The organism is Paraburkholderia sp. BR14374 (genome assembly GCF_040948685.1).
In the GTDB taxonomy this organism is placed as follows: domain Bacteria; phylum Pseudomonadota; class Gammaproteobacteria; order Burkholderiales; family Burkholderiaceae; genus Paraburkholderia; species Paraburkholderia youngii.
This window is the reverse complement of the sequence record NZ_JBFPKF010000016.1, coordinates 24,831-37,493: the sequence shown is the minus strand read 5'-3', so window position 1 is coordinate 37,493 and position 12,663 is coordinate 24,831. Positions and strand designations below refer to the sequence as shown.

Sequence of the window (12,663 nt, the reverse complement as noted above, 5' to 3'; positions counted from 1 at the left end):
GCCGCTTGTCAACGGTGAGGAAATGCAGGAGCCGGCAAGCAGCGCACGCGCCGCCGCCGAGCTCCGCGCGAATCGCCGTTAGGTCGTTTGCACGGCGCGCAGTAAACGCGATACCTCGCCGTGGTAATGCAGGATCGCCGGATCGGCCTGCAACAGCGGCAGATAACGCGGCAGGAAGTGGTTGTTCGGTTGCTCGGGCGAGAACAGTCCGATCACGGCCTCGGCCGTCGCGAGACGGTCGCCGGCCTCGGCCTCCGCGTCGTCGAGAGTCTCATCGACGCTCGCGATCACCGTTGAAAGCGGCGTCAGCCAGCGAAACCCCGAACCGTTGATCAGCACCTGCAGGAATGCCGCCGGCGTCACCGGGCCGAACTCCTTTTCGTATACGGCGCGTTCGTGATCGAGAATCGCCTTGTGCAGCGCAAGCAATGGTCGGCGAACATCCGTGAGGAATTGAATGCATTGCGGGTCGTTCATCGGCGGCTCCAGCGGCTGAGGTGACACGACGGAATCGCGCGTCGCAACACCACTCGGTGCGATGCAGCGGGTCGCGCGACGGATCGATCCATCGATGGTAACGCATCGCCCCAGCCGGCACATGCGATCCACCCCGCATAGCATGCGATGTGCCGCCTGGCACCGCCAAAGCGTAGTTCTTTCGACACGACTACAATCGGCCGGTTTTCTGTCGACACCCGCTCGATCACAGGCCGCTTTTCATCGCGGATTAGCGCGACATGCCGAACAAAACGGCGCATGTTCGCGCTCTGGTGCGGTGTCGCGATCTAAACCGCGTGACCACGACAACATCCCACCGGAGCCGCTCATGACAACGCTCAATATCAACGGCGAAACCCATACCGTCGATGCCCCGCCCGACATGCCCCTGCTGTGGGTGCTGCGCGATCTCGTCGGGCTGACCGGCACCAAGTTCGGCTGCGGCATCGCGCAATGCGGCGCATGCACCGTGCATCTCGATGGCGTCGCGGTGCGTTCGTGCGTGTTCCCGGCGGCGGCGGTCGGCGACCGCAAGATCGTCACGATCGAAGCGGTCGGCGCCACGCCCACGGGCCAGAAAGTGCAGCAGGCCTGGCGTGAACTCGACGTCGTGCAGTGCGGCTACTGTCAGTCCGGGCAGGTGATGTCGGCGGCGTCGCTGCTCGCGCGCAATCCCAATCCGAGCGACGCGGACATCGACGCCGCGATGGCGGGCAACATTTGCCGCTGCGGCACCTATCACCGCGTGCGCGCGGCTATCAAGCAAGCCGCGAAGGGGGCCTGACATGTCCCAGGGATTGCTCGATGCACAGAACGGCGCGCAGCCGACCGATACCAACGCGCGGCATGCGCACGGCATCTCGCGGCGCACGTTCCTCAAATTCGGCGTGACGGTCGGCGCCGCGGCTGGCGGCGGTCTGCTGCTCGGCTTCAGCATGCCGGCCGCGAGCCAGGATCAGAAGGCGGGCAAGAGCGTGATCGGCGGCGATGCGAACGAGGCGCCGCAAAGCGGCGTGTTCGCGCCGAACGCGTTCATCCAGATCGACACCGCCGGCAAGGTCACGCTGGTCATACCGAAGGTCGAGATGGGTCAGGGCGTCTATACGTCGATTCCGATGCTGATCGCCGAAGAACTCGAAGTCCCACTCGACTCGGTCACGCTCGATCACGCGCCGCCCAACGAAAAGCTCTTCATGGACCCGCTGCTCGGCGGCCAGTTGACCGGCGGCTCGACGTCGATCCGCTTCGCGTGGGAGCCGATGCGCCGCGCCGGCGCGACTGCGCGCATGATGCTGATCAACGCGGCCGCGCAGCAGTGGCAGGTCGATCCGGCCAGTTGCCATGCACAGGCCGGGCAGGTGGTCCACGCGGCCAGCAATCGCAGCGCGAGCTATGGTCTGCTCGCGCAGGCGGCGTCGGCGCTTCCCGCGCCGCAGAACGTGCCGTTGAAAGACCCGAAGGATTTCAAGCTGATCGGCACGCCAGCGAAGCGTCTCGATTCGCCGGAGAAAGTCGACGGCACCGCGCAGTTCGGCCTCGACGTGCGCTTGCCCGGCATGGTCTACGCGGCGATCGCGAACTGCCCGGTATTCGGCGGCACGCTCGCGAGCGTCGACGCTGCGCATGCGAAGCAGATTCCCGGCGTGCGCGAAGTGATCAAGCTCGACAACGCGGTCGCGGTGATCGGTGACCATACCTGGGCCGCGAAGCGCGGTTTGCAGGCGCTCGATATCAACTGGAACGAAGGCGCGGGCGCGCAGGTATCGATGAAGCGCATCGTCGACGATCTCGCGGCGGCCTCGCAACACGGCGGCGCGGTGGCGCGCAAGGACGGCGACGTCGGCCGCGCGTTCGGCAATGCGAAGTCGCGCGTCGACGCGGTCTACCAGCAGCCGTTCCTCGCGCACGCGACGATGGAGCCGGTCAACGCCACGGTCCACGTGCGCGGCGACGCGTGCGAAATCTGGCTCGGCTCGCAGGTGCCGACGCGCGTCGTCGATGCGGCGGCCGCGGTCACGGGCTTGCCTGCCGACAAGATCATCGTGCACAACCATCTGCTCGGCGGCGGCTTCGGACGGCGGCTCGAAACCGACATGGTCACGCAGGCCGTGAAGGTCGGCAAGCAGGTGTCGACGCCGGTCAAGGTGCTGTGGACGCGCGAGGAAGACATCCAGCACGACATGTACCGGCCGTACTACTACGACACGATCTCGGCCGGGCTCGACGCGAATGGCAAACCGATCGCGTGGCAGCATCGCATTGCCGGTTCGTCGATCATGGCGCGCTTCGCGCCACCCGCGTTCAAGAACGGGCTCGATCCCGACGCGGTGGAAGTCGCCGCCGATCTGCCGTACGACCTGCCGAACCAGCTGGTCGACTACGTGCGCGTGGAACCGCACGCGGTGCCCACCGCGTTCTGGCGCGGCGTCGGGCCGACGCGCGGCACGTTCGTCGTCGAGAGCTTCATCGACGAGCTCGCCGCGCACGCGAAGATCGATCCGGTGCAGTACCGGCGCGATCTGCTCGGCAAATCGCCGCGCGCGCTGAACGTTCTGAACGTGGCCGCGCAGGCCGGCAACTGGGGCAGCGCGCTGCCGAAGGGGCAAGGGCGCGGCATCTCGGTGATGCACGCGTTCGGCAGCTTCTTCGCGATCGTCGTCGAGGTCGCGGTCGAGCAGGGCGAGGTGACGGTCAAGCGCGTGAACTGCGCGGTCGATTGCGGGATGTACGTGAATCCGAACACGATCGAGGCGCAGGTGCAGGGCGGCATCATCTTCGGCATCACGGCGGCGCTGTACAGCGAGGTCACGATCAAGGACGGCCGCGTCGAGCAGAACAACTTCACCGACTACCGGATTTTGCGCATCAACGAGACGCCGCCGATCGACGTGCATCTCGTGAAGAGCGGCGAGGCGCCCGGCGGCATCGGCGAACCGGGCACCGCGGCGCTCGCGCCCGCGCTGACCAATGCGATCTATGCGGCGACCGGCACGCGGCTGCGGCAGTTGCCGGTTGGCCGTCAACTGCACAGCGCGTAACGCGCAAGGAGCCCGACATGAAAAACATGCTGAAGGGTCTTGGCGCGGCGCTGTGCGTCGCCTTGCCGTTGCTCGCGCAAGCGCCTGCTGGTGCCGCGACTCCGGCGGTTGCCGGCGCAGCCGATCAAGCGCTCGTGCCACGCGGCGCCTATCTCGCTCAACTCGGCGATTGCGCGGCTTGCCACACCGCGCCGAAAGGCAAGCCGTTCGCCGGCGGTCTGCCGATGAACACGCCGATGGGCCGCATCTACGTGACCAACATCACGCCCGATGCGCAGACCGGCATCGGCGGCTACACGGAAGCGGACTTCGCGCGGGCGCTGCGCGAGGGTGTCGCGAAAGACGGGCACAACCTGTATCCGGCGATGCCGTACCCGTCCTACGCGAAGGTCAACGACGACGACGTGAAGGCGCTGTACGCGTTCTTCATGCACGGTGTTGCGCCTGTGCAGCAGGCGAATCGCGAGTCTGACATCAAGTGGCCGCTGAACATGCGCTGGCCGCTGATGTTCTGGAATATGGCGTTTTTACAGAAGGGCGCGTATCGCGACAAGCCGGGCAAGGACGTCGCGTGGAATCGGGGCGCGTATCTGGTGCAAGGGCTCGGACATTGCGGGTCGTGTCACACGCCGCGCGGCGTTGGTTTCCAGGAAAGCGCGCTCGACGAAAGCGGCAGCGCGTTCCTGAGCGGCGCGCTGCTCGACGGCTGGTTCGCGTCGAACCTGACCGGCGAGCACAATAGCGGGCTCGGCCGCTGGAGCGACGAGGATCTGCGCACGTTCCTGAAGACCGGCGCGAATCGCCATGCGTCGGCGTTCGGCGCGATGACGAGCGTGATCAACAACAGCACGCAAGCGCTGAGCGATCAGGACATCGCGGCGATGTCGGCGTATCTGAAGTCGCTGCCGCCGGTTGGCGGCAACGGCGCGGCGGCCTATACGTACGATCCGCAGGCGACGAAGGTGTCGCTCGATCGCCCCGCGAACGATGCCGGCGCGCGCGTCTATACCGCGTTTTGCATGCATTGCCACGGTGTCGACGGACGCGGCTTCGCGCCGATGCTCGCGCCGCTCGCCGGCAATCCGAACGTGCTCGCGAAGGACGCATCGTCGCTGATCAACGTGACGCTGAACGGCACCGGCGATCTCGTGATCAACGGCGTGCCGTCGCCGTTCCCGATGCCCGGCTTCGCTGCGGTGCTCGACGATAAGCAGATCGCCGACGTGCTGAGCTTCGTGCGCGCGGGCTGGAACAACGGCGCGCCGGCGGTTGGGGCGGCGGAGGTGGCGAAGTTGCGGCAATCGACGCAGGCGGGGCGGTGATCGAGAGGTGAGCGCGGCGGAACGGAGCGCAAAAGTGGCAACCCCTGCAGCGCAGGCTTGCCAGTTTGCTCAAGAGCACGGCTTTATGATTTGTGTTGCGAGAGCGCTGGAACGGCACGCATTGCTCGACGCTCCGCATCCTCAAACATCTCACGTAGCGTTTGTCGCTCGTTGTCGCTCAGATGTGACGCAGCGGACGGCATCGCGAGAACCAGATGTAACGTCAGGTCCCCGCGCGAGCCGCTATGGTTCGTGAGCCCATGCCCAGGCAAGCGGATCGTGGTGCCCGCGTTCGCATTCGGTGGAATCTCCAGCTGGAGGGTGTGGCCGAGGATCTGTGCGGCGAAGTTGCCGCCGAGCGTGGCCGTCACGAAATCAACATGGATATCGCACGCGAGATTCAGCCCGTTGCGACGGAAGGCCGTATCGCACACGATCACGACCGAGAAGATGGCGTCGCCCGGCGGACCACCATTCGTCCCGGGATGGCCACTGCCTTCGACGACAAGACGCTGGCCATCCCAGGCGCCCCGCGGAACCTTCACCACCTCGGATTTCCGGTAGGTCCTGCTACCCATGCCGAGACATGTCGGGCACGTCTCACTGGTTGGCGGGCGCCCGGTGCCGTCGCAGTCGAGGCAGCGCGAGCTGGCGGCCGACAGGCCGCTGCCGTGGCAGCTCATGCACGGAGAGCCCCTTTCCTGACATTGCTGGCACGGACCCTTCACAGGATAGCTCGCTTCGATGTCGCCGCCATAGATAGCGGCTTCGAGCGGCACGAAGAGTTCGATCAGGCAGTTCGCGCCACGCATCGGCGGCGCGTTATGGCGCGCGCGAGAGCGAGCTTCCTTGTCGTGATCCTGAGCCGACGTCCCCATCGAGCTTCGCACGGGCGAGCTGCGCTCACCGGTCAGGATTTCAAATGCTTCCTGAATGCGCTTGAACACCGGCTCGACCATCGATTCCCGCCCCTTGTTGCGGTCCGGATGGTACTGAGCTCTTAGCCGCCGGTATGCGCGCTTGATGTCTGACGGTGACGCATTGCACGGCAGGTTCAGCCGTCTGTAATATTCATCGACGCTCACACACTGCTCCGTCGTTCTTTTAGAAGGCGTAACTCTATCAAGACAAAGCGAAACGGCTGTCAGTTGACCTCGAAACTTCCAATGGAGCTCATCGGCGTGGCAGTGGATTGCCGATGCCGGATGAGTTTCGTTGCGCAGGGGAGACGGCAGGGCGTCGGAAAGCAGTGGGCGAGGGCATGTATATGTGGCTCAGGACGACCCACAACTACCTTTTGATCCAACGCGAGGCCTATGGCCGGTTGAAAACTGGAACGGCCATTCGCGCGGCGTATCGGCCGGCAAGTCGTCGGCCTTATGTGAAGCTTCACTAAGACCGATTATGCAAAGTTGATGATTATGGAAAGGCAATACGCACCGTGGCTAACAGTCCCCTGCGGTGGATCCGTTACCCAAATCAGCGCTGAAATTATGTTGAGTGCGCCGTAGCTCTGTCCGTCGCCGAGCCCCGGAATTCCAAGGTTTTATCGCGAACTGGCCTGGCTACTTTCCATGATCATCAACTTTGCATAATCGGCCATTGCCGACATTAAAGGGGGCTGGGTTGTATGTCAGCAAGTTGGCCGCTTGCCGACGGTGGAGGCATCGAGCGGCCACGCGGCAGCTGTCCGCAACAGCGAACTCACACGAACGACCCATTGCCGCCTTCAGCCTGATGACATCCTTTCCGCATTGCGTCCTCAACGGCTCTACCCTGTCCTCGCTTTGAGCATATGCGAGTTATGGCTAAGGGACGGGCCGCAGCCGGGCGGCCTCGAATGCGTCTATTCCTCGTTGCCGCCGCTGTCCGATGACGTTCGCGACAATCCTGCCGTTGCATAGGGGCTCTCAGCCATTAGACGATGCAGCCGCTCCCCTTCTCCTAGCTAAACATTTCCGGCCGCAAGTCGCTTACCTCGATGATCACATCGGCCGGCAGATTGGCCCGGCGTGCTGCGGCGCGGATGGCGTCGGCGCTGGGCGCCTCATACAGGCAATAAGTCTTCTTCTTGTCTGCGCTGAGAAACGAAAAGAGCCACTCGACGCCTTCCTCGTCGTTGATTCTCTTCACGGTTGCAGCACTTTCGCCGGTGACCTCGAGTTGTTCTGCAAAATTACGTTCAATCATAAACCGCGGCATATGATTCTCCTTGAGTAGCGACTGCACATTGCCCGACAAACTGTGCGATAGCCTGTGCTAACTTCTGAGCCCTGTTCTTGCCGGCGCGCCACCAATACGCTCGACGAGTGCGAACATCTTTAGTTTTTTGGCTGCGGCGGCTGCCATCGAGAGCAGATCCTGCGCACGTGCCCTATCTCTAATGCCATTGCGTGCCGCCAGCATGAGCGCGTAGTCGTGCCGGCTGTGCGCGAGCCAGGGCCACGCTCGCAAGCGCTCGTCCATGCGCAGCGCGTATTCGAAGTGCTGTTCGGCGGCTGACCAGTCGCCCAAAGCATGGGCCAATATGCCAAGAAACCGTGCCGCAGAGCCGCAGCAGAGCGTAAAGACTGGAACCGTGACGACCTGATCCTGGAACGGCAGAAGAAGGGCATAAATGTCTTTGGCATGTTCGACGTCCCGCAGGCGGGCAGCAACCTCCGCCAGATATGTCAACGTGACGAGCCGCTTGCTGTCCACGGGGATGCTGTATTCGGATTGCGCAAGCCGGACGAGATTGTCGCGGGCCTGCGCCTCGAAGCCGAGATCACTGCAGATCAACATGAATCCCGGCCGCCACGTAGCGTCCTCGGAATGCTCGTCGACAAACCGCTTGAATATGGGCGCTACCTCGGCGAGCCGGCCCTGTTCGCGACGTATCGCGAACATCTGCATGCCGTAGACACCCGTAGCGAGATTCGCGTCGGCGTTCTGCGCCATCTGCAACGAGTCCCGCGTCTTTTGCTCCGCCTCGGCGAAGTCACCGACGAGTATGGCCCGCATCGCCTGCGCCCCCGTCACGCACCACTTGTCGACGAAGTGCTGTCCGCTGGCGGCGATCTGCCGATACCGTTCCAGTGCGCTCTCGAAACCGTCCACGTCGCCGATTTCCAGGTAGCCGGCAAGACATCGGGCGCATGCATGACCGATGGTTTGCGCATCGCCGAGATCTTCCGCCATCTGCCTCAACTCCAGCAACACGCTTTCACGCTCCAGAAACCTGTTCGCAGGTAAGGGGAGAGCCCCGACATGCATCAACTCGCACGCCAATGCATCGAACAGGCTTGGCAGATCGTTCAGGCGTCTGGCGAGGGCGACGGCCTCCTGGGCAAATTCACTACTTTGCTCGCGCGCACCCGTCATATGAACGGTGCGAACGAGGCGACTCAACAGGCGGCAACGCTCGACCGATTCCTCGGTGCCGACCAGGGCGAGGGCCTCTTCCAGCAACGAAAGCGATGCATCGCCGGAACCTTCGAGGAAGGTCTCGGCGGTGTCGAACTCCAACGCTGCCTGCACAAGATACGATGTGAGCTTCCGTTCGCGCGCAATTCGCGCGGCCTCGCGGAAGGTCGCAATCGCCTCGCGTTGGGCCAGTCTGAACTCGGCCCTGCCTCTTGTCAGCAGCAGAGGCAGCAGGTGAGTGGCCCGATCCGGCTCGCTGTGGGAGCATCGGTTGACCAGTTCAAGTCCGCGCTGCACATGGGCGATAGCCTCATCGTAGGCGGCACCCGCAAGCGCCCGTTCTCCGGCACGCTGCCAATAGCCAATCGCGCGATCCGGCAGGTCGGCCGCAGCGAAGTTCTGAGCGATCAATTCGGGTTGCCGCTCGACGATGTCCGGATAATGTTTTTCAAGAGCAGCGCCGATTAGCGCGTGGAAGTGGCGGCGACGCGCAACAAGCAGGGATTGGTATGCGATCTCCTGGATCAATGCATGCCGGAACAAAAAGGCGTCTCCTTCACCGAGTTTCCCTGAAGCAGGAACAATGATTTCGGCTGCAATCAGGCGGTCGAGCGATTCCTGCAGTTCGTCCTCTGACCTCGAAGCAATCAGGCCAAGCAACGTCCTGCCGAACTCACGTCCCACGGTGGCCGCGACCTGCGCAGTTTCCTTGACAGCCGGCTCGAGTCGGTCGAGCCTCGACAGCAGCGAGCCCTGCAGCGTGTCCGGAATTGCGATCGTCTGCGGCGTGCCTTTCAACTCGTAGCTTGCGCCGGCATCCAGCAACAGATCGCCCTGGAGAACGGCCTTGGTCAGTTCCTCGACAAATAGCGGCACGCCGTCCGTCTTGGAGACGATCTGATCGAGCATGATATCCGGCAGCCGCTTGCCACCCGTCAGCCGCTCGACCATCGCAACGCAATCGCGGCGCGATAACCGATCGAGATTGAGTTGTACGAGATGAGGGTAAGTCCACTCTGGTTCAAACTCGGGCCGCGCCGTGATAAGTACCATTAACCGGGCGGACAGCAGCCGTTCAACCACGAGCCGAACGAACTCGAGGGATGACGGATCGATCCAGTGCGCGTCTTCGACAACGAAAAGCACCGGCTGAACGCGCGTCATCGTTTCGAGCACGGCCACCAGCACGTCCAGCGTCCGGCGCTTGAAGGAGGGAGAAGATGTGTCAATTGCCGGATGGCGCGCGCCTGTCGGAATACCAAGCAAGTTTGTAAGGACCAGGAGTGCCTCGTCGACATCGACTCCAAGTCTTGCGATTCCGGCCTCTATCCGTTCAGTATCCGACGCATCTGACGTGCCGGCCCCGACGCCAAGAGTTCGCTGTAGCCAGCGCTGTACCGGCCAAAATGGGCTGTTGCGATAGTACGAGGAACAGTGAAGCGAAACGATCACATGCGAGTCGTCACTGATGCCGTCGCAGAGCGCGCGCACCACACGAGATTTTCCGATTCCTGGCTCGCCGGTCAGCAGCACGCAGCGCATTTCGCCATCGACGCTTTGCTTCCAGCGCCGCCAGATCATCTCGAGTTCCGCAGCCCGACCAATGAGCGGCGTCACCCCATGGACGGCTCTGATTTCGAAGCGGTCGATCATGTCCGCTTGCGCCAGCACACGTTGGACCCTGACCGGATTAGTGACCCCTTTCAGTTCGCGCCGGCCAAGGTCTTCAAGCTTGAATGACCCTTCGATCAGATGTTGGGCGGCCGGACCCACGACGACCGCGTCGGGCGGAGCGAGCGACTGCAGCCTTGCAGCGATGATTGGCGCCTCTCCGACGATTGCCTGGTGATCCAGCGAAGATCCAGCGCCAATGGCGCCGGCGACGACAAGTCCCGTTTCGATCCCGATCCGCACATGCAGGCGCACGCCGTACTCAGATTCGATGAGATCGTTTGCCTCGCGAAGCGCCGCTATGGCTGCGAGCGCCGCGAGTACAGCACGCACGGCATCGTCTTCGTGCGCATTCGGATAGCCGAAATAGACGAGCAGGCCATCGCCGATATAAAGCGCGATACGGCCTTCATGAGCTTCGATCGCACACGCACAGGCTTGATGGTAGACCCCCAGCAGACGTCGCATATCCTCTGGATCGAATCGCTCCGCTAGCGCTGTCGAATCGATGAGGTCGACGAACATCACTGTGATTTGCCGCCTCTCGGCGTCGATGGCTCCGGATCCAGGCGACGATGGTAAGTCCCCGCGTTCCGCCCCCCGCTCAAGCGAATGTGGGTGGACTTCGTTCAGCGCCGCAAGTCCTTTTGCGAGCCGCTTGCGGTCGCCAAGCGTAAGGCCGAGTTCTTTCAGGTCACCCTCAGAAAGATCGCCGAGCACATCCCAGTCGATCCCTTGCGAGGTGAAGTTCGCAGCGTGCGCGCCGAGGCCAATCTGCGCTAACCATGTCGTCAGATCGTCGGTCATTGCTGGATCTCTGAAGTACCCATCCAACATTATCATCGGTGTGCCAGCGCAACTTGTCCAGGCGTCTTCGCGCCTCGTGACGGCGCGTGTCCAGTCAGGCACGTGCATGGGACTACTTCCGGTCACGCTGCAGCGCAGCCATTCAAGCGTCGGTTCGGATTAGAAACCGGAGCTTGTTAAGTAGGCGCAGTGAACATTGCACCGCATGGTGACTTGACTAGTCAGGCTCCTCGCCTTCCGTGACCGCTGAGGAGCCGCCCCTCCAGTTGCTCGGTCATTCATCGGTCTATTCGGCCCGTCCAGTTCGCGACCGACTTCCTGCTCGCGTAGGTTCACGCTTTCGGCTTAATGTTCTGGTTGACCTGAAACAGGTTATTGGGATCGTACTTCGCCTTGATCGAGGCAAGGCGCGCATAGTTCTCGCCGTAGCTCAGTTCGACTCGGTTCTCGGCCTCGTCGGCGTCCATGAAGTTGACGTAGGCGCCTTCCAGATTGAACCGGTGGACAGCCTGCCAGTAGGTACGGCCCCAGGTCTTGAGTGCATCGGCGTCCTTGGGATCTGGGCTGATCGCGGCAATTACCATCGAAAAGGACGCGTCCCGTGCGCTCCACGGCGTGGCGTCCTTGCCGACCCGCCGAACGGCGCCGTCTATGGGATAAAGGTGCATCAGGCAAAAAGGGGTGGGCGCCTCGAGCGCGTTGGCGATGTGCACGTCGATCGCCTCGTCAGGCAGCGCCTTGACAAAGTCACCCTTCCAGTACCACTGCAAGCCTTTAGGAAAGAAAGGGTCGAACAGACTGTTGATGGCGGTCCACGGCATCTCGCCCATCCAGTTGAACAGCGGGGCGGGGAGTTTCTCGAGCAGCGAGGCCATGACCTTCTCGCCCTCTTCGATCGGCCCGTTGAAAGCACCGATGAGAGCACAGGCGCGCTTGTTCCAGTGCTCGCTGGGGAAGGGATCGGTCGGGGGCACGGTTTTGAGGCCGACAAACAGGCCAAGTTCTTCCGGGGCGTGTGCGATGAAGTCGCGGTACATCGCCACAACTTGCCTGGCTTCCCTGGCGTCCCAGAAGATCGGCCCAGCGAACACCATTTTGGCCGGGTGGGCCTGAAATAGAAAACTTGTGACAACGCCGAAGTTACCGCCGCCACCGCGCACCGCCCAGAAGAGGTCAACGTGCTCGTCCTTGTTGGCGGTGACGAAAGAACCGTCGGCCAGAACTACATCCACCTCCAGCAAATTATCAATCGTGAGGCCGTGCTTGCGCGTGAGGTAGCCGGTTCCTCCGCCCAGAGTCAGACCTGCGACGCCCGTGCTCCCGACAATGCCCAGCGGTACGGCGAGGCCAAATGCGTGGGTCGCGTGATCCACATCGGCGGCAGTGCAGCCCGGATCGACGCGCACGGTTCGGCTGGCGGGGTCGACACGCACGCTGCGCATCTGCGACAGGTCGATGACCAATCCACCCTCGCAACTACCCAAACCGGGGCCGTTGTGTCCGCCTCCGCGGATTGCGAGAAGCAATTTGTTATCGCGCGCGCAGTTGACCGCCGCTATGACATCGGCGGCATCGGTGCAGCGCGCAATCACCTTGGGCCGCTTATCGATCATGCCGTTATACAGCGCTCGCGCGTCATCGTAGTCCTCGTCTGACGGACCGATTAGCCTTCCTCGGAATTCCCGAATCGCGAACTCGCTCATAACGCTACCTCCTTGAACAGTTAATTCATCGCGCGCCAGCGCGACGACGCGCCGCCGTATCAAGAAGCCTCGCGCTGACCTGTCGACAGGGACGACGTCTGGCGCGCGGGATCAAATCGGCATCTCGCACCTATCCCGTTGCCATTCGCGAGCGTAGCCTCGCACCTCACTTGATAAAAAGCATAGTGCTCCGACACAACTGCCGGAAGGAACTTGGGA

8 protein-coding genes are annotated in these 12,663 nt (G+C 62.8%); 3 read left to right on the top strand and 5 right to left on the bottom strand.

All coding sequences use genetic code 11. The features are described 5' to 3' along the window. Positions 1–78: 78 nt before the first annotated feature. The gene (locus AB3X86_RS28320; protein WP_176123102.1) at positions 79–477 is read right to left on the bottom strand and encodes a hypothetical protein; all 399 of its coding nucleotides are present in this window, start codon (positions 475–477) and stop codon (positions 79–81) included. A gap of 349 nt (positions 478–826) precedes the next feature. On the opposite strand from AB3X86_RS28320, the gene AB3X86_RS28315 reads away from it, so the two are divergent. From AB3X86_RS28315 to AB3X86_RS28305, 3 genes are read left to right on the top strand one after another with little or no spacing between them, the layout of a single operon-like run. Further along, positions 827–1,282, top strand: coding sequence for a (2Fe-2S)-binding protein (locus tag AB3X86_RS28315; protein WP_368598570.1), 456 nt, complete (start codon positions 827–829; stop codon positions 1,280–1,282). 1 nt (position 1,283) lies between these two features. Beyond that, a complete protein-coding gene (locus AB3X86_RS28310) occupies positions 1,284–3,536 on the top strand; it encodes a molybdopterin cofactor-binding domain-containing protein (protein WP_368598569.1) in 2,253 nt (750 codons plus the stop codon). 17 nt (positions 3,537–3,553) lie between these two features. Next, the gene (locus tag AB3X86_RS28305) at positions 3,554–4,858 is read left to right on the top strand and encodes a cytochrome c (protein WP_368598568.1); all 1,305 of its coding nucleotides are present in this window, start codon (positions 3,554–3,556) and stop codon (positions 4,856–4,858) included. A gap of 83 nt (positions 4,859–4,941) precedes the next feature. On the opposite strand, the gene AB3X86_RS28300 is transcribed toward AB3X86_RS28305, so the two are convergent. From AB3X86_RS28300 to AB3X86_RS28285, 4 genes are all read right to left on the bottom strand, one after another. After that, positions 4,942–5,943 carry a DnaJ C-terminal domain-containing protein gene (locus AB3X86_RS28300; RefSeq protein WP_368598567.1) on the bottom strand — a complete coding sequence of 334 codons (1,002 nt, stop codon included), beginning with the start codon at positions 5,941–5,943 and terminating at the stop codon, positions 4,942–4,944. Positions 5,944–6,802: 859 nt separating this feature from the next. After that, a complete protein-coding gene (locus AB3X86_RS28295; protein ID WP_368598566.1) occupies positions 6,803–7,060 on the bottom strand; it encodes a DUF4242 domain-containing protein in 258 nt (85 codons plus the stop codon). 57 nt (positions 7,061–7,117) lie between these two features. Continuing rightward, positions 7,118–10,741 (bottom strand): adenylate/guanylate cyclase domain-containing protein, encoded by a 3,624-nt coding sequence (locus tag AB3X86_RS28290; RefSeq protein WP_368598565.1) that lies wholly within the window; start codon positions 10,739–10,741, stop codon positions 7,118–7,120. Between the two features lie 332 nt (positions 10,742–11,073). Beyond that, positions 11,074–12,444, bottom strand: coding sequence for an FAD-binding oxidoreductase (locus AB3X86_RS28285; RefSeq protein ID WP_368598564.1), 1,371 nt, complete (start codon positions 12,442–12,444; stop codon positions 11,074–11,076). Between the last annotated feature and the right edge of the window lie 219 nt (positions 12,445–12,663).

Coding starts and splice junctions, on each gene's coding strand:
- AB3X86_RS28290 (WP_368598565.1), bottom strand. CDS start 10,741: ATGACCGACGATCTGACGACATGGTTAGCGCAGATTGGCCTCGGCGCG.
- AB3X86_RS28295 (WP_368598566.1), bottom strand. CDS start 7,060: ATGCCGCGGTTTATGATTGAACGTAATTTTGCAGAACAACTCGAGGTC.
- AB3X86_RS28310 (WP_368598569.1), top strand. CDS start 1,284: ATGTCCCAGGGATTGCTCGATGCACAGAACGGCGCGCAGCCGACCGAT.
- AB3X86_RS28285 (WP_368598564.1), bottom strand. CDS start 12,444: ATGAGCGAGTTCGCGATTCGGGAATTCCGAGGAAGGCTAATCGGTCCG.
- AB3X86_RS28315 (WP_368598570.1), top strand. CDS start 827: ATGACAACGCTCAATATCAACGGCGAAACCCATACCGTCGATGCCCCG.
- AB3X86_RS28320 (WP_176123102.1), bottom strand. CDS start 477: ATGAACGACCCGCAATGCATTCAATTCCTCACGGATGTTCGCCGACCA.
- AB3X86_RS28305 (WP_368598568.1), top strand. CDS start 3,554: ATGAAAAACATGCTGAAGGGTCTTGGCGCGGCGCTGTGCGTCGCCTTG.